At 64.6% G+C, this 25,935-nt stretch carries 21 protein-coding genes and 1 tRNA gene; 13 read left to right on the top strand and 9 right to left on the bottom strand.

Annotated features, from left to right (window positions below; all coding sequences use genetic code 11):
- Position 1 precedes the first annotated feature (1 nt).
- Positions 2 to 1,516: a tripartite tricarboxylate transporter permease gene (locus ACZ9C1_RS24305; RefSeq protein WP_277503055.1), complete on the top strand. Its 1,515-nt coding sequence runs from the start codon at positions 2 to 4 to the stop codon at positions 1,514 to 1,516.
- Complete coding sequence (locus ACZ9C1_RS24300) at positions 1,509 to 2,534, top strand: AbrB family transcriptional regulator (RefSeq protein WP_277503054.1); 1,026 nt, start codon at positions 1,509 to 1,511, stop codon at positions 2,532 to 2,534. Before ACZ9C1_RS24305 ends, ACZ9C1_RS24300 begins: the two co-directional genes overlap by 8 nt.
- 35 nt (positions 2,535 to 2,569) lie before the next feature.
- On the opposite strand, the gene ung is transcribed toward ACZ9C1_RS24300, so the two are convergent.
- The gene (ung, locus tag ACZ9C1_RS24295; protein ID WP_102681578.1) at positions 2,570 to 3,262 is read right to left on the bottom strand and encodes a uracil-DNA glycosylase; all 693 of its coding nucleotides are present in this window, start codon (positions 3,260 to 3,262) and stop codon (positions 2,570 to 2,572) included.
- Between the two features lie 128 nt (positions 3,263 to 3,390).
- Here ung and ACZ9C1_RS24290 point away from each other — a divergent pair, with 128 nt between their 5' ends.
- Positions 3,391 to 4,497, top strand: a complete 1,107-nt coding sequence (locus tag ACZ9C1_RS24290; protein ID WP_277503053.1) for an enoyl-CoA hydratase/isomerase family protein — start codon at positions 3,391 to 3,393, stop codon at positions 4,495 to 4,497.
- Positions 4,498 to 4,524: 27 nt separating this feature from the next.
- Here the strand turns inward: ACZ9C1_RS24290 and ACZ9C1_RS24285 are convergent, their stop codons facing one another.
- The gene (locus tag ACZ9C1_RS24285; protein ID WP_277503052.1) at positions 4,525 to 4,962 is read right to left on the bottom strand and encodes a hypothetical protein; all 438 of its coding nucleotides are present in this window, start codon (positions 4,960 to 4,962) and stop codon (positions 4,525 to 4,527) included.
- A gap of 212 nt (positions 4,963 to 5,174) precedes the next feature.
- On the opposite strand from ACZ9C1_RS24285, the gene ACZ9C1_RS24280 reads away from it, so the two are divergent.
- From ACZ9C1_RS24280 to ACZ9C1_RS24260, 5 genes are all read left to right on the top strand, one after another.
- Positions 5,175 to 6,665 (top strand): sensor domain-containing diguanylate cyclase, encoded by a 1,491-nt coding sequence (locus ACZ9C1_RS24280; protein ID WP_277503051.1) that lies wholly within the window; start codon positions 5,175 to 5,177, stop codon positions 6,663 to 6,665.
- The gene (locus ACZ9C1_RS24275) at positions 6,658 to 6,879 is read left to right on the top strand and encodes a cysteine-rich CWC family protein (protein WP_277503050.1); all 222 of its coding nucleotides are present in this window, start codon (positions 6,658 to 6,660) and stop codon (positions 6,877 to 6,879) included. Before ACZ9C1_RS24280 ends, ACZ9C1_RS24275 begins: the two co-directional genes overlap by 8 nt.
- A gap of 32 nt (positions 6,880 to 6,911) precedes the next feature.
- Positions 6,912 to 7,604: a pseudouridine synthase gene (locus ACZ9C1_RS24270; protein ID WP_277503049.1), complete on the top strand. Its 693-nt coding sequence runs from the start codon at positions 6,912 to 6,914 to the stop codon at positions 7,602 to 7,604.
- 379 nt (positions 7,605 to 7,983) lie between these two features.
- The gene (locus tag ACZ9C1_RS24265) at positions 7,984 to 8,868 is read left to right on the top strand and encodes an alpha/beta fold hydrolase (RefSeq protein WP_277503048.1); all 885 of its coding nucleotides are present in this window, start codon (positions 7,984 to 7,986) and stop codon (positions 8,866 to 8,868) included.
- A gap of 116 nt (positions 8,869 to 8,984) precedes the next feature.
- Positions 8,985 to 9,058, top strand: a tRNA-Gly gene (locus ACZ9C1_RS24260).
- A 118-nt stretch (positions 9,059 to 9,176) separates the two neighbouring features.
- Here the strand turns inward: ACZ9C1_RS24260 and ACZ9C1_RS24255 are convergent.
- A complete protein-coding gene (locus ACZ9C1_RS24255) occupies positions 9,177 to 10,709 on the bottom strand; it encodes a Fic family protein (RefSeq protein ID WP_476254457.1) in 1,533 nt (510 codons plus the stop codon).
- A 403-nt stretch (positions 10,710 to 11,112) separates the two neighbouring features.
- Between ACZ9C1_RS24255 and ACZ9C1_RS24250 the strand changes: the two genes are divergently transcribed.
- Complete coding sequence (locus tag ACZ9C1_RS24250; RefSeq protein WP_277503046.1) at positions 11,113 to 12,813, top strand: SulP family inorganic anion transporter; 1,701 nt, start codon at positions 11,113 to 11,115, stop codon at positions 12,811 to 12,813.
- Positions 12,814 to 13,167: 354 nt separating this feature from the next.
- On the opposite strand, the gene ACZ9C1_RS24245 is transcribed toward ACZ9C1_RS24250, so the two are convergent.
- The 5 genes from ACZ9C1_RS24245 to ACZ9C1_RS24225 form a co-directional block, all read right to left on the bottom strand.
- Positions 13,168 to 14,763 (bottom strand): alpha/beta hydrolase-fold protein, encoded by a 1,596-nt coding sequence (locus ACZ9C1_RS24245; protein ID WP_476254456.1) that lies wholly within the window; start codon positions 14,761 to 14,763, stop codon positions 13,168 to 13,170.
- Between the two features lie 7 nt (positions 14,764 to 14,770).
- Positions 14,771 to 17,134 carry a TonB-dependent siderophore receptor gene (locus ACZ9C1_RS24240; RefSeq protein ID WP_476254455.1) on the bottom strand — a complete coding sequence of 788 codons (2,364 nt, stop codon included), beginning with the start codon at positions 17,132 to 17,134 and terminating at the stop codon, positions 14,771 to 14,773.
- 78 nt (positions 17,135 to 17,212) lie between these two features.
- Positions 17,213 to 18,175, bottom strand: coding sequence for a FecR family protein (locus ACZ9C1_RS24235; RefSeq protein WP_476254454.1), 963 nt, complete (start codon positions 18,173 to 18,175; stop codon positions 17,213 to 17,215).
- Positions 18,168 to 18,701 (bottom strand): RNA polymerase sigma factor, encoded by a 534-nt coding sequence (locus ACZ9C1_RS24230; RefSeq protein WP_476254453.1) that lies wholly within the window; start codon positions 18,699 to 18,701, stop codon positions 18,168 to 18,170. Before ACZ9C1_RS24230 ends, ACZ9C1_RS24235 begins: the two co-directional genes overlap by 8 nt.
- A gap of 83 nt (positions 18,702 to 18,784) precedes the next feature.
- Positions 18,785 to 19,843, bottom strand: coding sequence for a glycerophosphodiester phosphodiesterase family protein (locus tag ACZ9C1_RS24225; RefSeq protein ID WP_476254452.1), 1,059 nt, complete (start codon positions 19,841 to 19,843; stop codon positions 18,785 to 18,787).
- A 142-nt stretch (positions 19,844 to 19,985) separates the two neighbouring features.
- Between ACZ9C1_RS24225 and ACZ9C1_RS24220 the strand changes: the two genes are divergently transcribed.
- From ACZ9C1_RS24220 to ACZ9C1_RS24205, 4 genes are all read left to right on the top strand, one after another.
- A complete protein-coding gene (locus tag ACZ9C1_RS24220; RefSeq protein WP_476254451.1) occupies positions 19,986 to 21,002 on the top strand; it encodes a DUF4917 family protein in 1,017 nt (338 codons plus the stop codon).
- 77 nt (positions 21,003 to 21,079) lie between these two features.
- On the top strand, positions 21,080 to 21,601 hold the full coding sequence (locus ACZ9C1_RS24215) for an RNA polymerase sigma factor (RefSeq protein ID WP_046856895.1): 522 nt from the start codon (positions 21,080 to 21,082) through the stop codon (positions 21,599 to 21,601).
- Entirely contained in the window at positions 21,598 to 22,545 is a 948-nt protein-coding gene (locus tag ACZ9C1_RS24210; RefSeq protein WP_277503040.1) for a FecR family protein, read from the top strand. The genes ACZ9C1_RS24215 and ACZ9C1_RS24210 overlap by 4 nt, the downstream gene beginning before the upstream one ends.
- Before the next feature lie 120 nt (positions 22,546 to 22,665).
- Entirely contained in the window at positions 22,666 to 25,218 is a 2,553-nt protein-coding gene (locus tag ACZ9C1_RS24205) for a TonB-dependent receptor (protein ID WP_476254450.1), read from the top strand.
- A gap of 33 nt (positions 25,219 to 25,251) precedes the next feature.
- Here the strand turns inward: ACZ9C1_RS24205 and ACZ9C1_RS24200 are convergent, their stop codons facing one another.
- Positions 25,252 to 25,746: a helix-turn-helix transcriptional regulator gene (locus tag ACZ9C1_RS24200; RefSeq protein WP_102682750.1), complete on the bottom strand. Its 495-nt coding sequence runs from the start codon at positions 25,744 to 25,746 to the stop codon at positions 25,252 to 25,254.
- Between the last annotated feature and the right edge of the window lie 189 nt (positions 25,747 to 25,935).

Raw genomic sequence — 25,935 nt, 5'->3', positions numbered from 1 at the left:
CATGGATACCTTGAGCTACCTGGGCCAGGGCTTCGGCGTCGCCCTGAGCCCGTACAACCTGGTCACCGCCCTGACCGGCACCCTGATCGGCACCGTGGTCGGCCTGCTGCCGGGCCTGGGCCCGATCAACGGCGTGGCCCTGCTGATCCCTATCGCCTTCGCCCTCGGCCTGCCGCCGGAGTCGGCGCTGATCCTGCTGGCCGCGGTGTACCTGGGCTGCGAGTACGGCGGACGGATCAGCTCGATCCTGCTGAACATCCCGGGCGAAGCCTCCACCGTGATGACCACCCTCGACGGCTACCCCATGGCCCGCCAGGGCCTGGCCGGCGTGGCCCTGTCGCTGTCGGCCTGGAGCTCGTTCATCGGTGCCCTCATCGCCACCTGCGGCATGGTGCTGTTCGCCCCGCTGCTGGCGAAATGGGCGATCGCCTTCGGCCCGGCGGAGTACTTCGTGCTGATGGTGTTCGCCATCGTCGCCCTCGGCGGCATGGCCGGCGACAAACCGCTGAAGACGTTCATCGCCGCGCTGATCGGCCTGTTCCTCTCGGCCGTGGGCATCGACGCCAACAGCGGCGTGTACCGCTTCACCGGTGACAGCGTGCACCTGGCCGACGGCATCCAGTTCGTGGTGCTGGTGCTGGGGCTGTTCTCGATCAGCGAGATCCTCCTGCTGCTGGAGAAGACCCACCATGGCCATGTGGCGGTCAAGGCCACCGGGCGCATGCTGTTCAACTTCAAGGAAGCGGCCTCGGTATTCTTCGTCAACATTCGTTGCGGCCTGCTCGGCTTCTTCATGGGCGTGTTGCCGGGCGCTGGCGCGACCCTGGCCAGTGCCGTGGCCTACATGACCGAGAAACGCATCGCCGGCGACAAAGGCAAGTTCGGCAAGGGCGACGCCCGCGGCCTGGCAGCCCCGGAAACCGCCATCGGCGCCTCCTGCTGCGGCGCCCTGGTGCCGATGCTGACCCTGGGCGTGCCAGGCTCGGGCACCACCGCGGTGATGATCGGCGCGCTGACGCTGTACAACATCACCCCCGGCCCGCTGTTGTTCGAACAGCAACCGGACATCGTCTGGGGCCTGATCGCCTCGCTGTTCATCGCCAACATCATGCTGGTGATCCTGAACATCCCGATGATCCGCATCTTCACCCGCATCCTCGCCGTGCCGAACTGGGCACTGGTGCCGGTGATCGCGATCATCACCGCGATCGGCGTGTACGCCGTGCATGCCACCACCTTCGACCTGTTCCTGATGGTCGGCATCGGCATCATGGGCTACATCCTGCGCAAGCTGGACTTCCCGCTGTCGCCGATCTTGCTGGGCTTCATCCTCGGCGGGCTGATGGAGCAGAACCTGCGCCGTGCGCTGTCGATCTCCAACGGCGAGCTGGGCATCCTCTGGTCGAGCCCGATCAGCATGGGCGTGTGGGTGCTGGTGGTCTGCATGCTGAGCCTGCCGCTGCTGCGCAGCTGGCGCAAACGGGCCCTGCAGCGCCGGGCCATGGCCGATGCCTGATCGGTCGTTGCCACTGTTCTGGGCCACCGGGCTGGTCGGCCTTGCTGGCGGTTTTGCCGCCAGCCAGGTCGGCTGGCCCTTGCCGTGGATGGTCGGCTCGTTGCTGGCGATCATCCTGGTGCGCTGCCTGACCCCCTGGCAGCTCAGTGAAATCCCCAATGGCCGCAAATGCGGGCAGTGGATCATCGGCATCGGCATCGGCCTGCACTTCACCCCGGCGGTGATCGAACAGGTGGCCAGCCATTTCGCGCTGATCTTCTTCGGCGCGCTGTTCACCACCCTCTCCAGCGTGATCAGCGTGTGGCTGCTGCGGCGCACCGGTGAAGACCGGGCGACGGCGTTCTTCGCCAGCATGCCGGGCGGCTCGGGCGAGATGGTCAACCTCGGCGCGCGCAATGGCGCGGTGCTCAGCCAGGTGGCCGCGGCGCAGAGCCTGCGGGTGCTGGCGGTGGTGCTGTGCGTGCCGGCGCTGTTCAAGCTGCTGCTGGGCGATGGCGTGCCGCTGAACCATGCCGGCAGCGTGAGCTGGGGCTGGCTGGCGTTGATCGCGCCGTTAGGGGTGCTCATGGCACTGCTGTGGCAACGCCTGCGCCAACCCAACCCCTGGCTGTTCGGGCCGTTGCTGGTGGCTGCCGGCGCAAGCCTGGCGGGTAACCTGCAGATCGGCCTGCCCAACGGCGCCAGCCAGATCGGCCAGTGGTTGATCGGCAGTGGCCTGGCCTGCCACTTCAACCGCGCGTTCTTCCGCCGGGCGCCGTCGTTCCTGGGGCGCACCCTGCTGGCCACGGCGTTGTGCATGTTGATCGCCGCCGGCGCGGCCTGGGCGCTGAGCCTGCTGACGCACCTGGACCTGCGCTCGCTGACGCTGGGCATGATGCCCGGGGGCATCGCCGAGATGAGCCTGACGGCCGAGACCTTGCAACTGTCGGTGCCGCTGGTAACGGCGCTGCAGGTGATGCGCTTGCTGTTCGTGCTGTTCCTGGCCGAGCCGTTGTTCCGGCAGTGGGCCAGGCTCTGAGCAGGAAGGGCCGCTTCGCGGCCCTCTTTTTCAGCTCACAACGGCGGCAACGCCCAATTTATCGGCGCCATCCCGCGCTGCTCGAGGAAGCTGTTGGTGCGGCTGAAATGCCCGCAACCAAAGAACCCACGGTAGGCCGACAACGGCGACGGGTGCACCGACTTGAGCACCAGGTGCTTGCTGGCATCGATCAGCTTCTGCTTGCTCTGCGCATGCGCGCCCCACAGCAGGAACACCACATTCGGGCACTGCTCGCTGACCACCTGAATGATCCGGTCGGTGAAGAACTCCCAGCCCTTCTTCGCATGCGAAGCCGCATTGGCCCGCTCCACGGTCATGGTGGTATTGAGCAGCAACACGCCCTGCTCCGCCCAGCTTTGCAGGTAGCCGTGGCTGGGGATCGGCAGGTTGAGGTCGCGCTGCAGCTCCTTGTAGATATTGACCAGCGACGGCGGCGCGGCGATGCCCGGCTGCACCGAGAAGCACAGGCCATGGGCCTGGCCCGGGCCGTGGTACGGGTCCTGGCCGAGGATGACCACCTTGACCTGCTCCAGCGGCGTGGAGTTGAGGGCGTTGAAGATCAATGGCCCGGGCGGGTAGATCTCCTTGCCGGCGGCGTATTCGCCGCGCAGGAACTCGCGTAGCTGATGCATGTAGGGCTGGTCGAACTCGGCACGCAGCGCGGCTTTCCAGCTGGGCTCGAGTTTGATGCGATCATCGTCGGTCATGGGGGCATCCAAAAGCAAAGTGCCGCGACACTAGGAAAGCCTGGCCGGCTTGTCAATCGATCCGACCGACGACCGGCAGCTTCGGCGCGGCAGGCCATACTGAGGGGATGATTTGCGCGAGGTAGCCCATGTCCATTCAATGCGAGGTACTGACCGGCGCCGACGGCGCCCGTATCGGCATCGCCACCCTGGACGCGCCCAAGGCGCTCAATGCCCTGACGTTGCCCATGATCGAAATGCTCGACGAACGGCTGCGCGGCTGGGCCAGCGACCCCGGGATCGTCTGCGTGCTGCTGCGCGGCAACGGGCCAAAGGCCTTCTGTGCCGGCGGCGACGTGCGGGCCCTGGCCCAGGCCTGCCGCGAACACCCCGGTAGCGTGCCACCGCTGGCAGCGACCTTCTTCGCCCGTGAATACCGTCTCGACTATCACCTGCACACCTATCCCAAGCCTCTGCTGTGCTGGGGCCATGGTCATGTGCTGGGCGGCGGCATGGGCCTGCTGCAAGGCGCCGCGGTGCGCATCGTCACTCCCAGCAGCCGCCTGGCCATGCCCGAAATCAGTATCGGCCTGTATCCCGACGTTGGCGCCAGCTGGTTCCTGGCCCGCCTGCCCGGCAAGCTTGGCCTGTTCCTGGGGCTCACCGGCGCGCCCCTCAATGCCCGCGACGCGCTGGACCTGGGCCTCGCCGACCGCTTCCTGGGCGAGCATCAGCAGGAGGCGCTGATCGAAGAGCTGTTGCAGTTGAACTGGCAGGAGCAGACCGCCCTGCAGCTCAACAGCCTGCTCAAGGCCGAACAGCACCGTGCCTGCGTGGAGCTTCCCGAAGGGCAATGGCTGGCACGTCGGGCCGTGATCGACGAAGTGCTCGACGTGGCCGACCCCGTCGCGGCCTGGCGCGCTCTGGCCGGCCTGGCCCGGCATGCCGATCCGTTGCTGGCGGCGGCGGGTCAACGCTTGCATGAGGGCTGCCCGTTGACGGCGCACCTGGTGTGGGAACAGATCCGTCGGGCTCGGTACCTTTCACTGACCCAGGTGTTCCAGATGGAGTACACGATGAGCCTGAACTGTTGCCGTCACCCGGAGTTCAGCGAAGGGGTGCGCGCGCGCCTGCTGGACAAGGACAACACCCCGCACTGGCACTGGCCGGATGTGGCGCAGGTGCCAGCGGCGGTGGTGGAGGCGCATTTCAGCAAGGTCTGGGAGGGGCGGCATCCGCTGGCGGAACTGGGATGACGCATCGCGGGGCGTGTCCGCACTCGGTCAACGCGACCAGCCCCGCTCGCCACCTCGCCCGCCGTCTGGTCGACGGTCGCGATTGCCCTGCCCGTTCGAATGCCAGCGATCACCTCGGCGATCATCATTGCGATAGTCGTGGCGGTCGCGATCGCGCCCATAGTCGTAGCGCTGGCGGTTGCCATAGTCGTAGCGCGGGTTGCCTTGCCAGCGCGGCTGCACGCCGGGTGCCGGATACGGGCGGTACTGTGGCACTGGTGCGGGCCGGTAGTAACGCGGCGCGGGCTGGTAGTAATAGCGTGGCTGCGGCGCCACATAGTAGCGATCCTGACGGTAGTAGCCAGGGTAAACATAGCGATCGCTGGTGTAGTAGTCACGGCGGTAGTAGCCGTTGCCCGCATAGTAAGGGGCGCAGGCGGATGTCAGCAGTCCAAGCAGGACGATGAGCAGGATTCGTGGGTACATGGCGGCCTCCTGGACCGCAGGGGTGCCCGGCACAGCGGCGCTGGCGGGCGTCGACGGCAATGCGTTCATCGACACTGGATAAGACAGTCGCGCCAGGGTTCGGTGCCATTTCTGCAACAAATTGAAACAGGTCGTATAACCCTGAAAAACATGCAGTCATTTTTCGGTCATCTCACTAGAATGTGGCCACCGGCACACTTCACGGGAAGATCATGCCTTCGCCCTCCGCCCTGTTCTCGCAACGCTCGCTGATCCTCGCCCTGCTGCTGTTGCTGGCCTGCGGCTTCCTGGCCACCTCGCTGCTGAGCTACTACGCCTCGCGCGGGGCGATCCGCGACGGGATCGTCAACACCGAACTGCCGCTGACCTCCGACACGGTCTACTCCGAAATCCAGAAAGACCTGATTCGCCCGGTGCTGATCTCATCGATGATGGCCCAGGACACCTTCCTGCGGGACTGGGTACTGGGCGGCGAACAGGACACCACGCGCGTCACCCGTTACCTCGGCGAAGTGATGGGCAGCCAGGTCACCTGCACCAGCTTCTTCGTTTCCGACCGCAGCCTCACCTACTACCAGGCCAAGGGCGTACTCAAGCAGGTACGCCCCGATGCCTGGCGCGACGCCTGGTACTTCCGCCTGCGCCAGTCGAACAAACCCTACGAGATCAATGTCGACCTGGACATGGCCAACCAGGACAAGCTCACCGTGTTCATCAACCACCGCGTGCACGACTACCAGCAACGCTTCATCGGGGCCGCCGGGGTGGGCTTGAGCGTGGAGTCGGTGGTACGCCTGATCGACGACTATCAACGCAGGTACCAGCGTTCGGTGCTGTTCACCGATGCCCAGGGCAAGGTCCTGCTGACCGGATCCGACGGTGGCCCCCACGGCTTGCGCGCCGGCCAGCAATTGGCCGACAGCAACCAGTGGCAGGCGTTGCTGGCGCGCATGCCGACACCCGCCACCGGCAGTCATGAGTACACCGACAACGACGGCCACAGTCACTTCCTCAACGTGCGCCTGCTGCCGGAGCTGGGCTGGTACCTGCTGGTGGACAAACGCGAGACCGGCGCCCTGGAGCGCATCCGCCAGTCGCTGTACCTGAACCTGGCGATCTGCGCGATGATCACCCTGGTCGTGCTGTCACTGCTCAACGCCATGGTCAAGCGCCACCAGGACAACGCCGAGGCGCTGGCCACCCTCGACAGCCTCACCGGCCTGCCCAACCGCCGCAGCTTCGACCTGCTGGCCGGCCAGGCGCTGATCGAGGCCCAGCGCGACAGCGCGCCGCTGGTCGCCCTGCTGATCGACCTCGATCATTTCAAGGCCCTCAACGACACCCACGGCCACCTGGCCGGCGACGAAGTGCTGCGCCAGTTCGCCAATGTGCTGCAGGGCAGCCTGCGTCAGTCCGATATACTCTGCCGCTGGGGCGGCGAGGAGTTCATCGTGCTGCTGCGTGAAGCCGAAGGCCGCCATGCTATCGAAGTGGCGGAGAAGATCCGTCGGCGCACCGAGCAGCTGACCTTCAGCTATGCCGACCAGCCACTGCGCCTGACCGCGAGCATCGGCCTGTCCGCCCTGCAGCGCGCCGACAGCCTGCACAGTCTGCTGACCCGCGCCGACCACGCCCTCTATCGTGCCAAACAAGGCGGACGCAACCGCGTCTGCAGCGAGATGCCCGGAACCGACCATGCCTGACCCCCAACGCTGCCCCGCCTGCGGCGCCCTCAACCAATGCGGCCTGACCGACCCGCGCAACGCCACGCAAGGCTGCTGGTGCTTCGAGGTGGACATCGACTCGGCAGTCATCGAAGCCCTGCCCGCCGAACTGCGTAACAAGGCCTGCTTGTGCCCGCGCTGCGCACAGGTGGACGCACAGCTCAAGGCAGCGCAAGCGCGCACGATCCGTTAGACTGCGCGCCGGTTTCCTGCAAGCGGCCCACCATGCGCCTCGACCGATTCCTCGGCAACCTGCCCTGCTACAACCGCCAGCAAGTGCGTCTGCTGCTGGCGCAACGGCGTGTGCGCGTGGACGGCGTGGCGACCGCCGACCCGCTGTTGGAGGTGCGTGAATTCAGCCGCGTCGAAGTGGACGAGCAGGTACACCAGGCCGGGCGCCCGGCACGCTACCTGATGCTGCACAAGCCCAGCGGTTGCGTCAGCGCCACCCAGGACCCACAGCACCGCACCGTGCTCGACCTGCTACCGGTGGTGCTGCGCGACGAGCTGCACATCGCCGGGCGCCTGGACTACAACACCACCGGGCTGATGATCCTGACCAACGATGGCCACTGGTCGCGGCGGCTGACCCAGCCACGGACCAAGCAGCCCAAGACCTATCTGGTGCACACCGAGGACGAGATTGGTGCGCACTACGTCGACAGGTTCCGTGAAGGGTTCTACTTCGCCTTCGAAGACCTCACCACCCTGCCCGCGCAGCTGGATATCCTCGGCCCGCGCAGCGCGCGCCTGACCATCGTCGAGGGCCGCTATCACCAGGTGAAGCGGATGTTCGGACACTTCCAGAACAAGGTGGTGGGGCTGCATCGGGAAAGCATGGGGTCGATCACACTGGACCCGATATTGCATCCTGGAGAGTTCAGGGCGCTGACCGACGAGGAAATCGCCTCGGTCTGAGCGGATCAGCATTCGGCGGTTTCCCACGAAAGATTTCCTCCAACGGCACTTGCGCGATCCTACCCGCGCTGCTTGACTGCTAACTCGTCGGTCTGCATGTGACCAACCAGTCACAACCGTAGTCCAAGACGCCCTTTACCGGCCACCCGGGGTCTCGATGCCCTGGGGCACGGTAATCGCCCGCCAAAACAATACCGTCGACACCAACGTCAAGGATCGACACAAGGGCCCACCGGTTTTCAGTTCCAGGCGAATGCCTACCTGTCATAAAGCACGTGCACCCTGATGGCCAGTCCGGTCGGTTCGGCGCCAGTCCGCCAAACGACCACGCAGGCCACCAGGTGACGCGGATACCCTTTTTGCGCCAGGAGTCGATGACATGAGGCCAGAAATCGCTGTACTTGATATCCAAGGGCAGTACCGGGTTTACACGGAGTTCCATCGCGCGCAGGGCGCCGAGAAGACGATCATCCTGATCAATGGCTCTTTGGCCACCACGGCGTCCTTTGCACAGACAGTGCGCAGCCTGCATCCGCAGTTCAACGTGGTGCTGTACGACCAGCCGTATGCCGGCAAGTCGAAACCCCACAACCGCCAGGAGCGGCTGCTGACCAAGGAAACCGAGGCGCACATCCTGCTCGAGTTGATCGAGCACTTCCGTGCCGACCACGTCCTGTCGTTCTCCTGGGGCGGCGCCTGCACCCTGCTGGCCCTGGCGCACCAGCCGCGGCTGGTGAAAAAGGCCATCGTCAGCTCGTTCTCGCCGGTGATCAACGAACCGATGCGCGACTATCTGGACCGCGGTTGCCAGTACCTCGCCGCCTGCGACCGCTACCAGGTGGGCAACCTGGTCAACGACACCATCGGCAAGTACCTGCCGTCGTTGTTCAAGCGCTTCAACTACCGGCACGTCAGCAGCCTGGACAGCCATGAGTACGCGCAGATGCTCTTCCACATCAACCAGGTGCTCGATCACGACCTGGAGCGGGCACTGAAGGCCGCGCGCAACATCGATATCCCGGTGTTGTTCATCAATGGCGACCGCGACGAATACACCACCGTCGAGGATGCCCGCCAGTTCAGCCGCCATGTCGGACGCAGCCAGTTCAGCGTGATCCAGGGCGCCGGCCACTTCCTGGACATGGAGCACAAGACCGCCTGCGAGGACACCCGCGATGCCATGCTCGGCTTCCTCAAGCCGGCCCAGCGAGAATCGCGCCAACGCTACGCACAGGAACCGAGCCAGCATGCACTGGCGATCTGAGCGCATCGGCGTCCTGTAGCCCTCGTCACCCGCAGGCTACGGGCCGCCGAAAGGCTTTTTTACAAGCTTGGGGCTTCTCATTCGAGGAGGGTTCTGGTAAAAAGTCTGGCTTCGAAGCGGGTATAGTTTATTGGTAAAACTATAGCTTCCCAAGCTATTGAGGAGGGTTCGATTCCCTCTACCCGCTCCATCTCGCATTCCCCGCACGACGTTCCATTAACGTCGTCGCTGTCAAAAGGAGCCTCGGCTCCTTTTTTCGTTTCTGCGCTTGAAATTCAAAGCACCGCTGAGAATGCCAAGGTCAATCCTCATTGCCCTTCTCGGTCTTCAAACGCCGACCGAACGGCCTCCACGATTCGCGCTGCGAGGCGCTCGTCGTCGAGCTGCGGATATTGCTTCTTGAGCTTGCCTGAAACATTCCAGCCATTCTCCTTAACCGAGCGAATGATGCGGCTTGCATCCTGGTCGGGCATCTCCACAACATCTTTTAAACGCTCTTGGGCGAGCTGGAAAATGACAAGGATCCTGGCTTCTTCCGCCATCTGCGTTCGAATCGTGTATTCGACGACGCGCGCGGTATAGAGAACATGTGCGGTCAGATCCGGATAGCGCCAGGCGAAGCGCGCATCATCGTAATCGTCGAACTCGAAGTTGCTTGGCGTACCGTCTTCGTAGGCCACAAGCGTGCCAAAGCGACAGGATGCCGCATACCGCCGCATGAAGGGTCGGGAGAACTGCTCCAGTGTCGCATCATAGCCGGCCCGGAACTCGGTCGAGCTGGTAATGGTCGCTGAAACAGGCAATATCACGCCATTCGGAACCGCCTGATCCCGAACCAGAGTGTCGTTGATCAGGAAACGGTGGATTCGCCCATTTCCGTCTCTCATCGGATGGATGTAGACGAAGCCGAACGCCAATGCCGCGGCGCGCGCAAGCGACTCGGCGCCCCGGGTGGCCATCTCGAATTCGTTGAGGCCAGCAAGCATCGGGGCAAGGTCGTCAAAATGAGGGGCGACGTAGTGCACGATGTTCTCGCGCATCGTGGATTGCCCTACAAAAACGGGGGAGCGCCGCAACCCCAGGCCAAATGCATCGTGCCCCAGAATACCTACCTGCAAGAGATGCAGGCTTCGGTCACTCAATGGTTCTTCGATATGGCCACAGTGTTGCGCGATGACATGTGCAAAGCGCTGGATGCGGCTGGCTTGGCCTTCCTCTTTTTCAATCAGAAAGCTCGCGCGCGACTCTTTCAACGTCAACCAACTCGCCGTCCGCATCAGGATGTCGGGGCCGAAGGTCTGATCGAGCTCTCCCAAAGCGGCTCTCAGGTCAAACTGCAAGGTTTGCTGCACGGTGTCGGTTCGCCGGATAAGCGGGCAAAACTCAGGCGTGCCTGGCAGATTGTCGTTGACCCGCCAGCGGCGAGATCGAAGCGGCGACGTGCGGGTCAGGTAGTGGGCGGGCGACACGGCATCGATATAGGCGCCATTGGTCACATCAGGCACATCCAGATGTTGCCCCGTCAGCCACTCGAATAGAAAACCGGTGCGGCGAGCGTACTGGCCAAAAGGGGAACGCCGGCACCAATCTTCGACTGGCTCGGGTCCTACGACGGCAAACAGGCGGGCGAAGAACTCAAGGTGAATCTCCTCGTATTTGAGCCCGAATTCGAAGTGGCCTGCAAAACCATCGTCGGGCCGGTAGTTGGGCGGAAACCTGTTTTCTACTTGACTACCGGTATCGCGGCTTGCTCGCACTGTGCCGATGGCCGAATCGACGCGCAGAGGTTGTACCGGATTAACTCCGTACCGAGTGGCTAACGCCTTGAAACCGACCTGCATGGAAAAACCCCTACCGGAAGCCCAAAAACGCTAATATTTTTTGACTATCACCGCAAAACGATACCGCCAGCCGTCAGACGCAAAAATACTACGGAACACACAAATTCGCTACCGATCCAGATGGTTTACTCAAAAACGATAATGAAAGCGCTCCTCGCGAATTCCTTAGCCACTCATCTCCGTTGCCCGAAGTTTGTCCTATAACCGTTCGATTCACTCTCGCGCTCCAACTCGTATTCCGTCCACGTCGTCTCTGTCAAAAGGAGCGTCGACTGCTTTTTTCGTTTCCAGCGTACCTTTGTTGATCTGGCCCATGGCCATAACCACGCCAATTGGCTTGAATGCCCAGTCGTTCGTGGCGACTGACCGCTACGCTTTGTGAAGCACCTCCAAAGGACTGCGCATGTTTCTCTCCCGCTGGCTACCGGGTCTGGCCAACCTGCTGCACTACCGCCGCGAGTGGTTCCACGCTGACCTGCAGGCCGGCCTGTCGGTGGCCGCGATCCAGATCCCCATCGCCATCGCCTATGCGCAGATCGTCGGCCTGCCGCCACAGTACGGCTTGTACGCCTGCGTGCTGCCGATGATGGTCTATGCCCTGGTCGGCAGTTCACGGCAATTGATGGTCGGCCCGGACGCCGCCACCTGCGCCATGATCGGCGGCGCCGTGGCACCGCTGGCCATGGGCGACCCGCAACGCATCGCCGAACTGTCGGTGATCGTCACCGTGCTGGTGGGCGTGATGCTGATCGCTGCCGGGGTGGCGCGGGCCGGCTTTATCGCCAGCTTCTTCTCGCGGCCGATCCTCATCGGCTACCTCAACGGCATCGGCCTGAGCCTGCTCGCCGGGCAGTTGTCGAAGGTGGTGGGTTTCAAGATCGAAGGCGACGGTTTCATCCTCAGCCTGATCAACTTCTTCCAGCGCCTGGGCGAGATCCACTGGCTGACGCTAGCCATTGGCCTGGCCGGCCTGGGCCTGCTGATCTGGCTGCCACGGCGCTATCCGCGGCTGCCGGCGGCGCTGGTGACCGTGGTGGTATTTACCGCCCTTGCCGGACTGTTCGGCCTGGACCGTTTCGGCGTGGCGATCCTCGGCCCGGTGCCGGCGGGCATTCCCGAGCTGGCCTGGCCACAGAGCTCCCTGGCGGAAACCAAGAGTCTGCTGCGCGACGCCCTGGGTATCGCCACCATCAGTTTCTGCAGCGCCATGCTCACCGCCCGCAGCTTTGCCGCCCGCCACGGCTACGCGATCAACGCCAACCATGAGTTCCTGGCCCTGGGCGTGAGCAACCTGGCCGCCGGTATCTCCCAGGGCTTCGCCATCAGCGGCGCCGACTCGCGCACCGCGGTCAACGACATGGTCGGCGGCAAGAGCCAGCTGGTGGGCATCATCGCAGCCCTGGTGATCGCCTTGATCCTGCTGTTCTTCACCGCGCCCATGGCCTGGATTCCCCAGGCGGCGCTGGGTGCCGTGCTGCTGATGGCCGGCTGGGGGTTGATCGACGTGAAGTCGCTCAAGACCATCCGCAAGCTCAGCCGTTTCGAGTTCTGGCTGTGCCTGCTGACCACAGTCGGCGTACTCGGCCTGGGCGTGTTGCCGGGCATCGTGTTCGCCGTGACCCTGGCCATCCTGCGCCTGCTCTACAGCATCTACCAGCCCACCGACGCCGTGCTTGGCTGGGTGCCGGGCATCGAGGGCCAGGTGGACGTGCGCCAGCACAAGGATGCCCGTACCGTGCCGGGCCTGCTGGTATACCGCTTCGACGACGCGATCCTGTTCTTCAACGCCGACTACTTCAAGATGCGCCTGCTCGAAGCCGTGCAGAACGTGGAGAAAACCCAGGTGGTGCTGTTCGATGCCGAAGCGGTGACCAGCATCGACGTCAGCGGCATCGCCGCCCTGCGCGAGGTACGCGACACCCTCGCCGCCCAGGGCATCCATTTCGCCATCGCCCGCGCCCGTGGCACTTTCCTGCGCATGCTGGTGCGTTCCGGGATGGCGCGGGAGCTGGAGGAGAAACTGCTGTTCGGCTCGGTCCGGGCGGGGATTCGGGCGTATCGGGTATGGCGCAACAGGGCTCGGCGGGAGGGTGCTGCGGATTGAGGGAGGGGGTGGCTTACGATCCCACTTGGGCGGGCGGGTGCCAGGCGATGGTCTTGCAGCGCTCTCAAGATCGAGCGCCGCCCGCGCGGCGCATCGCGGATGAATCCGCTCCTACATTCGTTGCAACGTACCGAACCTATCAGGCCATGGTTGCCTGCCTTGGCGCAGGGCTTGAGGCAGGTGGGGCGGCTGCAATGCCCGCCGAAAAATCGCGTCGAGCGCACAAGGCTGACAACCATGGCCTATCAGGCATGGCCACGTTGCAACAAATGTAGGAGCGGATTCATCCGCGATGCGCCGCGCGGGCGGCGCTCGATCTCATAGACGCAGACGATCCATCGTTGAAAACTTGCGTTACGGCACACAAGCCCGCGCAACAGCCTGTGTCCCCTGCCCAAGCAAGCTGATCAACCCACAGGGCAGGCTCCCCCGCCACTGCAGATAGTCATGCCCAGCCGGAAACTCCACCTGTTCCACCCGATACCCTTTGGCCAGCAACACATCACGCAAGTGGCGGTTGGTGTCGAGAATTTTCGGCCCTTCGAACAGACCCGACTGCAAGTAGAACCGCAACGGCTGGCGCGGTGCCTTGACGTACTCACGGGTCAGCCAGCCAGGTTCGTCACCGGCCATCGGCCACCAGTAGGAACCGGACATGCTCAGCACATTGCCGAACAACTCCGGGTGCCTGAGGCCCAGGTAGGCCGACGCCAGACCGCCATAGCTCGACCCTGCCACCACGGTGCGCGAGGCTGGTGCCGCGAGCCCCTGGTGGCTGGCCCAAGGCATCAGTTCCTCGGCCATGAACCTTGCGAACAGTGGGTTGGGCGGCAACTCCCGCTCACGGCTTTCGCTGCTGTGGTTGGCGATGATCAGCGCGGCAGTGGGCGGGATCAGGCCGTCGGCAATCAGGTTGTCGAGTATCGTCGGCGTCGGCACTTGACGGGTGTAGGCATGGGCATCGAACAGCACCAGCAAGGCCTGGTCGGCCTTGCCCCGGCGCCAACCTGCCGGGCGGTAGAGGTAGATGTCGCGCTCGTTGCCCAACACCTCGCTGGCCAGGCGCCTGCGCTCCAGGCTGCCACGGGCCACCCCGGCACGCTCGGCCACCCACGGCTGGGGCGGCGCATCCGCAAGTTCCAGCCGTGAACGCGACAACCAGGCGTCGCCACTGCCGTCGGCGAAGGTATTCGGGTTCAACGGATCGCGCCGGGTACTGGCCAGGATCACCCGGCGGTCGTCGGACACCGGTACATCCGGTGCCATCTGATAACTCAGGCGGGTCGTCGCAGGTACCTCGAAACTGTGGAACCAGACATCGCTCGCGCCCAGCCGGGACAGCGGTTCGTGATTGCCTGTGGGGGCACCGAACATCCTCACGTTGTCCCGTGCCCCGCGCCAGAGGAAGGTGACCAGGCGCTTGCCGGGTTGCCCAGCAATGGCCTCGACCAATGGCGTTCCCTCAACGGCACGGGCCTGCCAGAAGGCTTCGCTGGTGCCACCCGTTGCCAGGTGCTGCTGCAGGGCGTGCAGGGTCGGGCTGAGCAGCGCCGCCGGCGTACGGTGTTGCTCGCCGACAGGCAGGACCTGCTCCAGGCTCAGGCTGAAACGCGCCGCCGGGCGGATTGCCAGGGGTTCGGCGCGCACCGCGTAACGACCGTCCTGCGGCGCGACGAACAGGAACTCGCGGGGCTGGTCCAGGCCGTCGATCAGCAGGCGCAACGAACGCCCTTCGGCATCCAGCAGGCGCAGGCTGACGTCACCGTCGAGCCGACCACGCACCAAGTCCCCGGCCTTGAGCGCCAATTGCCAGGCCGGCGGATACGCTGCGCCGACCTGGCCGGCAACTGGTTTTCCCACCTCGAGATCGGCGTACGCACCCGCCAAGGCCAGATTCGAATAGAGCGTGGCCAGCAGGCATGCTCCGCCCAAGCGCTTCAATCGCTGCATGCTCACCTCAGAAGTCGACGCTGGCGGAGAGTTTGAGCGTGCGCGGTTCGCTGACAGTCGCATAGCCATCATTGAACACACCGGCCCAGTAGGCGCGGTTCTCGACGTTTTCCAGGCTGGCGCGCAGGGTCACGTCCTTGCTCAGCACCTTGGTCGCATAGCGTGCGCCCAGGTCATAGCGGGTCCATTGCGGGATCTTCAACTGGTTGGCGGAATCGAGGTACTGGGAACTGCTGTGAATACCCAGGGCGGTCAGGGTCAGGCCCTCGACCCCAGGCAGGTCCCACTCGGCGCCGAGGTTGGCCGACCAGGCCGGCACGCCGCGGGCGGTGTTGCCGTCCATGGCGCCATTGGCGGTCTTGCTCAGCACCGCGCGGGTATAGGTCACGCCACCGAGCAGGCGCACGCTGGGGGCGACTTCGCCGAACATCGTCCACTCCAGGCCACGGTTGCGCTGCTCGCCGTCATCGTTGTAACGATTGCTGGGCTTGTCGTAGATCATGCTGGGCTTGTCGATCTGGAACACCGCCAGCGTGTGGGTGAAGTCGCCCAGGTCCCACTTCACCCCGGCCTCCATTTGCTTGGCGACATAGGGCGCGAACTGCTCGCCATAGTTGGCGGCCTTCTGGTCGGTGACCATGCCACCCTGGGTCAGGCCTTCGATGTAGTTGGCATACAGCGATACCGGCGCCTCCCAGGGCTTGAGCACGATACCCACGGCGGGGGTCAGCTTGCGCTCGTCGTACGAAGGGTTGCTCATCTTCTGCCGCACCCGCTGGGAACGCACCCCGAGGGTGAGCAGCACACGCTCGTCCAGGAAGCCCAGGGTATCGGCCACGGCAAAGCTCGACAGGGTGTTGTCGCCGGTCTTGCTGCTGCTGCCGTGGTCACCCGCGATGATCGCCTTGCCCGGGTGGTAGATGTTGGTGGGGTACTTGGCACCGGTGACCGTCGGCGCACGGCCGATGTCCTGGTGCAGCAAGGTGGTGCTGAGCACCAGTTGGTGGCTGACCGGACCAGTCATGAAGTTACCGCGCAGGCCGGCCTCGGTGGAAAGACTGTGGGTGTAGCCGGCCTGGTTGTAGGTTTCCCCCGTGGCCGTGCCGTCGGCCTTGTTCACCACCACCCGGGTGCCGTTGAGGAAGCCATCGTAGCGGGTGCGGGCGCCACCGACGCTGGCGTAGGCGGTCCAGCTGTCATCGAGCTGGTACTCGCCACGCACCACCACGGCCTTGCTGATCTGCCGGGCGTGGATGCCTTCGAGGATGTTGGTGTCTGGCTTGGGTGCGCGGGTTACCTGATTGAGGCCGCTGAAGCCGGCCATCATCGGGCTGCCGTTCTCCAGTTTCTCGTGGCTTTCGTAGGCATCCAGCTCGAGCTTGAAGTCGTCCCCTCGGTAATCCAGTGCCAACGCCGCCAAGGTGCGGTCCTTGGACTGCTCGTCGACGCCGGTGTCGCCACTGCCGTAGACACCATTGAACCGAATGCCGAAGCGCCCCTCGGCAAAGCGCCGCCCGACATCGATATGCTCGGCGACATAGCCATCGGACACGTAGCTGCTGGTCAGCCGCGTAAGCGGTGTGTCGCCGGCACGCTTGGGCACCAGGTTGACCACCCCACCTACGCCACCGTTGGGCGCCATGCCATTGAGCAGCGCCCCCGGCCCTTTGAGCACTTCGACGCGCTCGAGGAATTCGGTCGGCACATGGCCATCGGGCGCCAGACCGTAGAGACCACCCAGCGCCAGCTCGGTGGAGTCCAGCGCATAGCCACGGATCATGAAGTTCTCGTAGGCATGCCCTTCGCCGGTGCTGAAGCGGATCGACGGGTCGTTGCGCAGTACTGCGCCGACCGTGCCGCTTTGCTGGTTCTCAATGGTCTTGGCGGTGTAGGCGGTGACGCTGAAGGGGGTGTCCATCAAGTCGCGGTTGCCCAGCATGCCGATGCGCGCCCCGCGGGCGACCTGGCCGCCACTGTAGCTTTCCGGCAGGTCGCTGTTGAAGCCAGAGGCATTGACCGTGGTCGCCCCCAATGTCAGGGCGCCCTGGTCGGTCGGGCCGCGCAAGATGATCACGCCGTTTTCCTCCAGCGCCACCAGGTCGCTGCCAGCCAGCAATTGGCTCAGCGCCTGCAGCACTGTGTAGCGCCCCTGCAAGGCAGGTGTGCTACGCCCGGCCAATACACGGCTGTCGGCGGCGATCGCCACTCCCGAGGCATGGGCCAGGGCATGCACCGTGGCCTCCAGCGACTGGCCCGGCAAGTCGAGGTTCAGCGGCTGGCTATCAGCCAGGGCCAGGCCGCTGCCACCCAGGGCGCAGGCCAGGGCCAGGCGCCGCAGGGGACCGGGGAAGCGGGAGGTGAAAAGCGACATGATCAGTCCTTGCAGGAGGTGGGTTCACAGCTGATGACGCGGCAGTGGCGGTTTACCCCTCAAACGATTTTCAGAGGATCAGCGCGGCACGATCAGACGTTGCCCACCCAACGCCTGCACACTGACCGGCAGGATGCCCGGCAAGGCATCGAGCAATACCTCAGGCCGGTCACTGGGGAAACTCCCGGTCAATCGCAGGTTGACCAGCCCGGGATCGACCTTGACGGCCTGCGCGGCATAAGCGTTCAGCTCACCGATCACCTCGACCAGCGGTTGGTCGGTGAACGACCACCAACCGCGCTGCCAATGCGCCTGGTCGGGCCCATACTGGCCACCGGCGCGCAGGCTGCCCAACCGTCCTTCGCCCTCCAGGCAGATGCGCTCGCCAGCCTGCAGCACCTGTTCGCCACCCTGCAGGTCGCGTACCTGCACCCGCCCCCTGGCTACGGCCACCTGGACCTGACCACCCCGGTCGCTGACCGTGAACGCGGTGCCCAGCACCTCTACCACGCCGAGGCGGGTACTGATCAGGAATGGCCGCCACAGCTCATGAGCCACATCGAAGAAGACATTGCCGTGCAGCAGCAGGACCTGGCGCTGACCGTGATCGAAGCGCACGCGCAGGTTGCTTTCGGCCGCCACCAGCAACTGGCTGCCATCGGGCAATGCCAAGGCCTGCGGCGCTTGCGCGTGGGCCGTCTGCAGGTCCTGGCCGAACGCTGCGGTGCGCTTGTACATCCAGCCCAGCCAGCCACCTGCGGCCAGCAGCAAGGCCAGCGCGCCGCCCTGGCGCAGCACCCGCCGACGCCCCACATCACAGGCCTGCGGTTGCAAGACGCCACGCAGTTGCGGAGCGAGGCGATGAACCAGTTGCCAGCGCTGCTCGGCCTCCAGCCAGGCGCGCTCATGCTCGGCGCTGCGTCCACGCCAGCGCTGCGCCAGGCCATGGGTCTTGCGCACGCGTTCGGGATCATCCCCTTGCAACGCCGCCAGGTAGACCAGCGCCTGCTGCACCTTGCGTGGCGCGGCCGGCTCAGTCATGACGGCTCGCCAGGCGCAGTTCGGACAGGTCGAAGACCGCCCGGGCGATATGCAGCTCGACCGACTTGGCCGACAGCCCCAGAGCCTCGCACACTTCACGGTGGCTGTGGCCGTGCAGGCGCACGCGAACGAACACTTCGCGGCGAAGTTTGGGCATGCGTTCGATGCGGGCAATCAGGTGCTGCAGCTGTTCGCGCGCGATCATGATCTCTTCCACGCTGGGGCTGAGCCAGTCGGCCCGTGCCAGCCAGTCTTCCAGCGCCGCCAGTTCGGTGCTGCGCCGACGGTGCTGGTCGATGCACAGGTTGCGCGCCGCCTGGAACAGCAAGGCCCGGGCATTGATTACCGGTGCGTTGAGCGCATGGGCGTAGGCCTGGGCGAAGCTGGATTGGGCGATATCAGCGGCGTCGTCAGGGTTGCGCAGCCGCCCGCAGAGGTAGCGGCGCAGATCACTGTAATGGGCAAGCAGGTCGTCGACGGCTGCCTGGAGGGCTGGCCGGGGCTGCCAACTGGAAAGGGAGGTCATTGCGGATGTGGCGAGGGCCGTTAATAGGAATTCCTATCATTCTCACACATGTCATTCGGCCATCGCCAGCATCATGTTGCCGATCAGTAACCCAGCTTGCGCAGCAACTGGCCTTCGTTCTGTGGCATCGGTCGTTTATAGAAACGCATCAGCTCACCGGCACGGTTGGTGAAGATGCCGTCTACGCCGGCTTTCATCGCCTTGTCGAAATCCACCGCCTCGTCGAGGGTGTATACGTGCACCAGCAGCCCCTTGTCGTGGCTGGCCTGGTTCATCCACGGCTGGATCAGGTCGGAGTAGCTCTGCTCGCCGAGGTGGGTACGGATTGCCGAAGGGCCGGTACCAATGGCACCGCCAGCCTTGGCATAGTCGAGCCAGCGTTGGAACTCGGCACGGTCCTTGGGTTGCTGACGGGCGTAGAAGGCCGACTTGTCCTGCTCGCCGGATTCGTCGAAGTCTTGCCCCGAGGCGGGTTCGATGCTGCCCTTGGCCACCCACAGCAAAAGGATCTTCGGCACCTGCGGCATGGCCTCGTGCAGCAGCTTGAGGCTGTTGCGATCGAAGGTCTGCAAGACCACCTTACCCGGTTTGTCGAGCCAGCCACGGGCCTCGAGGCGCTTTTTCAGGTCCTGCTCGATACCGGGAAACTGCGCCGGCTCCTTGGTCTCGATGTAAAGGCCCGGATGACGCTCGGGGTTGCCTTCGGCGATATTGATCACTTCGTCCAGGGTCAGGATGCGCTGGCCCTTGAACGCTTCGCGGGCACGCTCGGGATAGGCCTTGTTGAACCAGCTGCCGGCGTCCAGCGCCTTGAGTTCGGCCAGGGTGAAGGCGCTGACCGGGCTCGCCGTGCGCTCGGGGTAACGTTCGGCGACGTCGCTGGTGCGGCCCAGCACATCGTCGTGGACCACCACCAGCACGCCATCGCGGGTGCGCTGCAAGTCCATTTCCAGGTAGTCGGCGCCCAGTTCGCGGGCCAGCAGGTAGGCGGGAGTGGTGGACTCGGGAGCGTCGAACGAGGCGCCACGGTGAGCGATCACGGCCGGATGCGGGATGTCCTGGGCCTTGGCGAGGGCCTTGCCGTCGGAGGCCTGGGCCGCGGTACTCGCCAGCAAGGTGGCCAGGAGAAGGGTCTTGTACATGGGTAGTCCTTTGCAGATCGGGGCCGGCCTCTGGAAGACGCCGGCAAGGTCAACGGTGCAGTCCTTGAGGGCGCAAGCCTCGCACACTCTGCATGACATGCTAAAGTCCCCGGCGTTTTCCGCCACACCCAATGGACCGCCCATGCCCGCACTCGACGCCCACTTGCCCACCTGGGCCGACCTCAACCAGCGCCACCCCAGCACCGCCCTGCTGCTGGGCAATGGTGCCAGCCGCGCGCTGTGGAAACCGTTCGGCTACTTCTCGCTGTTCGAGGAAGCCCAGCGGGTGCGGCACAAGGCATTGGGGGTGAGCGACCAGGCACTGTTCAAGGCCTTGGGCAGCGAACTGTTCGAGCCGCTGCTCAGCACCCTGAACACCACGGTACGGGCCAACGCCGCGCTGGCGATCAACTCCACCGCGCCGCTGAACCGCTACTACTCGATCAAGGAAGCGCTGATCCACGCGGTGCGTGCCGTGCACCTGCCCTGGCCGCGCTTCCCCGGCGCGACGCGTACGGCCATCAACCACGCGCTGCGCCAGTACCGCAGCGTCTACACCAGCAACTACGACCTGATCCTGCCCTGGGCCGTGGCCGAGGATACGCAAGGTTTCGCCAACCTGTTCGACGAACAGGGTTTCTTCGACGTGCGCCGCAGCCAGGCCGACGGTATCCGCATCCTGCACCTGCACGGCGGCATGCACCTGCTCAAGCTGCCTGACGGCAGTACCCGCCGACGCAGCGCGGAACAGGCCGAACTGCTCGAAGGCTTCGCCGTGAACATTCCCGGCGAAGTACCGCTGTTCGTCAACGAAAGCCGCAGCGAAGACAAGCTGCGCGCCATCCGCAACTCCGACTACCTGTCCTGGAGCCTGGGACAGCTGGCCCGCGAACACGACGGACTATGCTTGTTCGGCCAACATCTGGACACCAGCGACCAGCACCTGCTCGACGCCATCCGCCTGGCTCGGCCCAAGCACCTGGCCATCGCGATCCGGCCACTGAGCGAGGCCTCGGTCATCAACCAGAAGCAGCACTTCATTGATCGCTTTGGCGATCTTTCGCAGGTTCCGCTGCACTTTTTCGATGCCTCCAGCCACCCCCTGGGCTTGGCTGAACTGGCCATCCCCGTTCCGGCCACACAGGATCGACGGCGCTGAGCCGCACACTTTGCAAATGTAAATAATTCTCGATAAGATCCGCACCCTTTCCTTCCCGCCAGCCCCGGAAAGCGTGCATGCAGCGCCCCAAACCCGACCCCGTCGCCCACGGTTTCTATGCCGACATCCTGCATTTCCTGCGCAAGCGCATGGACAATGCCAGTGACGCCGCGGACATGACCCAGGATGTCTTCGCCCAATGGCTGGGTTACCGGGATCGGGCCAAGGTGGAGCAGCCGCGCGCGTTCCTGTTCCAAGTGGCGCGCAACCTGCTGAGCGACCATTGGCGCAGGCAGAAAGTGCGCCATGCGGCGCTGGCCGACGACACCCTGCCCGAGCAGCAGAGCGCGCCGGCCAACGACCCGCTGGACCACGCCCAGCAGCAGCAACGGCTGAATCAATTGCGCCAGGTGCTTGCAGAACTCTCGCCGCGACGCCGCGAAGCCCTTATGCTGCACCGTTTCGAAGGCCTGACCCAGGCCCAGATCGCCGAACGCATGAACATTTCCGTCAGCATGGTCGAAAAGCACATCGCCGCCGCCCTGCTGCAATGCAAGCAACGCCTGGACAGTGACAACGGCACGGAGCAGTTCCCATGACCCCCACCGACGAGCTCGACCCGCGCCCGATCGACGCCCAGGCGGCGAGTTGGTTCAGCCGCAACCGCAACCAGCCGTCACGGCAAGACCGCAAGGCATTCGCCCGGTGGATGCAGACGCCCGAGCACACCCGCGCCTATCGCCAGTTCGAACAGCTGTGGGATGACCTGGCCGCACTCAAGCAAGCCAATCGCCCCGTACCCTTGCCGGTACGCCGGGCGCCACGCTGGCGCCCGGCCCTGGCCACGGCGGCGGCCCTGCTCTGCGCCATACTGGCCGGCAACCTAGGCGCGGGCAGCGAGGCCTTCAGCAAGCGCATCAGCGCCAGCCAGGCCCTGCAGGTGCTGCAACTGCCCGATGGCAGCCAACTGCACGTCAACGCCCAGACCCGCCTGCGCCTGGACTTCAGCGCCGAACAGCGGCTGATCCAGCTCGAACACGGCCAGCTGTATATCGAGGTGGCGCCCGACAAGGAACGGCCGTTGTTCGTCGATGCGGGCAGCGGCCACGTGCGCGTGGTCGGCACCGGCTTCGATGTGCGCCGGGGCGACCGCGAACTGGTGGTGACGGTCGCCCACGGCCAGGTGGCGTTCGACACCCCCGGCGAGCGACAACCGCCGTTGTTGCTCGGTGCCCGCCAGGGCGCCACCTACGACCTGGCACGCGGCACCCTGACCCGCCGTGAACTGGGCGAACAACAGGTGGCCGACTGGCGCGAGGGCCATGTGAGCTTTCGCAACCGCGAACTGGCCAGCCTGATTGACGAGCTCGGCCTGTATCGCCAGCAGCCGGTGGTGCTGGCCGACCCGACGCTTGGCCGCTACAAGGTGTCCGGCAATCTCGACGTCCACGACCCGGACGCCCTGCTCAATGCCCTGCCCGCCCTGTTGCCGGTCAAGACTACCTTGCTGGCCGACGGCCGCCTGCGCATCGAGCGACGCTGAAAAAATAATTTGAGAATTTTTATCATTCGCAGGTGAGGTTTTGTCGCAACATCGCGTCTTCCTCCCCGCCTGCCGCGTGATGGCGGGCTTTTTCCGGCCTTTTGCCGTTTGGGGGAAACCATGTTGTCCGCGTTGCGTCCATTGCACTGCCTGCCTGTCCGACCCACATTGCTGGCCCTGTGCCTGGCCATGAGCCTGGCCGCCGAAGCCGCACCGGTACCGTTCGACCTGCCGGCGCAACCGCTGGCGCGCTCGCTGAGCCAACTGGCCCAGCAGGCCAAGGTCCAGCTGCTGTTCGACGAGGCCCTGCTCGGCGGTGCCCAGGCACCGGCGCTCAAGGGCGACTTCGAAGCCGAAGTGGCTATCAGCCGCCTGCTGGTCGGCAGCCGCTTCAACGTGGTGCGCATGGGCAATACCTACGTGGTACGCCTGCGCGAAGACGACCCGACTGCCGACAACAGCCTGCAACTCGGTGCCGTGAGCATCGTGGGTGACGGGCAGCAGGTCGACGCTGGCAACGTCGGGCGCTCGACGCTCGACCAGGAGCAGATCGACCGCTACCAGCCCAGCAACATTCCCAGCGTGCTGGCGACCCTGCCGGGGGTGAACATGGGCGGCTCGTCCAAGCCCGGCGGCCAGACCATCAACATCTGGGGCTTTGGCGACGCCGAGGACGTGCCGATGACCCTCGACGGTGCGCCCAAGAGCGGCTTTGAGCGCTATCAGCAAGGCACCATCTTCATCGAGCCCGAGCTGATCAAGCACATCGAGGTCGAAAAAGGCCCGCACTCGGTCAAGACCGGCAACGGCGGCTTCGGCGGCAGCGTCAATATGGAAACCAAGGACGCCGGCGACTTGCTGCAAGAGGGCCGCAACAGCGGTGCGATGCTCAAGTACGGCTATGGCAGCAACGACCACCAGCAGATCTACAGCTCGGCATTGTTCGGCCGTACCGACGACGGTCGCATCGACGGCCTGGTGTATTACACCAAGCGCGACGGCGGCAACCTGAAGATGGCCGACAGCCTGCCCGACCCCACCGGCAAATGGCCGATCAACCCCCAGCGCATCCCCTACAGCGCCCTGGACCTGGACGGCGCTCTGCTAAAGACCAACATACATTTCACCGACGAGCACAGCCTGGGGCTGTCCTGGGCACAATCGGAAAGCCAGCGCTGGACCACCTTCTCCTCGACCGCCTTCAGCACGCCCCCCACTGCGGCGGATATCAAGAAGTACGGCTACGAAGCCGCCCTCAAGCGTTTCCTCGCCAACCGCCGCACCATCGACACCACCTGGTCGGCCACCTACAAGTACCAACCGATCGAGAACCCGTGGGTGGACCTGCAGGTGAAGTACTCCGAATCGGACACCAAGCAGACCGATGAGCGCGACGCCACGGCGTTCTTCCAGCCCGCCACCGGTGGGCGCAAGATGGACACCGAGTACAAGGACCGCATGCTCGATGTGAAGAACACCAGCACCTTCCTCACCAGTCCCCTGGAACATGCGCTCACCGCAGGCGTGCAGGTGCGTCGCCATGACCGCGACACGCAGATGTGGATGCCCGGCAAGACCTACGAAGTACCCAAGTACAACTATGGTCACTACCAGCCGTACTTCATGCCCAGCGGCCAGGTCGACAGCCAGGGCTACTACTTGCAGGACGCCATCACCCTGGGCGACCTGACCATCACGCCATCGTTGCGCTACGACCACGTGACCAACGAGGGCAAGCCCAACCAGGCGCCGTACTACAACAACCCGGAGGCTGGCCACGACTACAGCGACAAGACCTACAGCGGCTGGTCGCCACGTCTGTCACTGTTCTGGAAGATGAACGAACAGACCGCGCTGTTCGCCGACTACAGCAAGACCTGGCGCGCCCCGGTACTGGATGAACAGTATGAAGTGCAGGGTGTCGGCAGCCGCACCGCCACCAGTCGCAACCTCGACCCCGAGCGCATCACCGGTGTGCGGGTCGGCAGCATCAGTACCTTCACCAATGTGTTCAGCCAAGGCGACAGCGCGCAGATTCGCACCATGGCATTCCACAACAAGGTCACTGACGAGATCTTCAAGGCCACCGGCATCGGCTGCCAGGAGCAACTGGTCAGCGGCGGCACCATTGCCAACACCTGCGGCGACGGGCTGATGGGCAACTACCGCAATATCGGCGATGTGACCTACAAGGGTTTCGAAGTCGAAACCTTCTACGACGCCACCTATTGGTTCGGTGCGCTGTCGTACTCTTGGATGGAGGGTCGCCACGAGGGCGCGTACACCAACCCCTGGGGGCCGGATGTCTGGGCTAAGGATGTACCGGCACCGAAATGGATCACCACCCTTGGCGTGAAGATCCCGGCCTGGGACGCCCGGGTCGGCTGGACCGCTCAGTTCGTCGGCGCCACCCACCACCTGCCCAGCGACAAGTACTTCGAGGGCCCGGCCAGCGCGCTCGGTGACCGCTACTACGACAACTTCGGCAACGAGAAGTACCAGATCCATGGCCTGTTCGCCAACTGGAAGCCGCAGCAACCCTATCTCAAGGGCACCGAGGTCAACCTGACCGTGGACAACCTGTTCAACAAGGCCATCCGGCCAGAGCTGTCAGGTGAGAACGCCTATACCCAGGGACGCAATGCCAAGATCAGCGTGACCCGGTTCTTCTGAGCCCGCTGGCAGGCAATGATGCAACGGAGTGCATCACCTGCCGTTCGCCACCCGCTCCTGGGCCCTGGCGACATTCACCTGCATCGCCACGATGGCCAGCTCATGGACTGCCTGGGCGACGGCATGCGTGCCGCGCGCCTGCATCCACGACAGGATGTCGGCGAGGTGCCAGAGCGAGAGCGTGCCGTCATGCACCGGGGCCGGAAAGGTGCGGTGATGGGTGAGCATGAGCTTGCGCATGTTCTGCCGGGAGACCCCCACCAGCTCCGCCACATCGGTCAGGCCGACCAGGTCGGGACTGGCCTCGATCAGCCGGGCATCCGGCAACACTTGCCGCACATCCGCCAGGGCGCTGTGCAGCGCCTCCCGCGCCGTGCCTCCCTCGCGGGCGAAGGCCAGGGCCAGACGACCTGGTTGGCCGCTACCGACCACTGCATCATCGCAACCGGCCTCCCCCAGGCGCTCGATCAGCGCATCGACGTCCATGTCCTCGGTCAATTGGTATTTGAGGGTGAACTCGTACTCCATCACTTTCGCTCCACTGACTGATTGGCTATCGCGCGTGTATTGGCTTCGGGGATCGACTGCGCGCTAGTATGGGCGAGAGGACATGGTTGTCAAATGACAACCAAAGAATAACGACCGGCGGCCCTCGGAACAGACCGACTCCATTACATCCCGGAGCCATGAGAGCCATCGTATGAGGGCTGCCAGGGG

The sequence above is a fragment of the Pseudomonas sp. TE21435 genome, from assembly GCF_056279265.1.
Note: the sequence above shows the minus strand (reverse complement) of the source record. Positions and strands in the feature narration are given on the sequence as shown.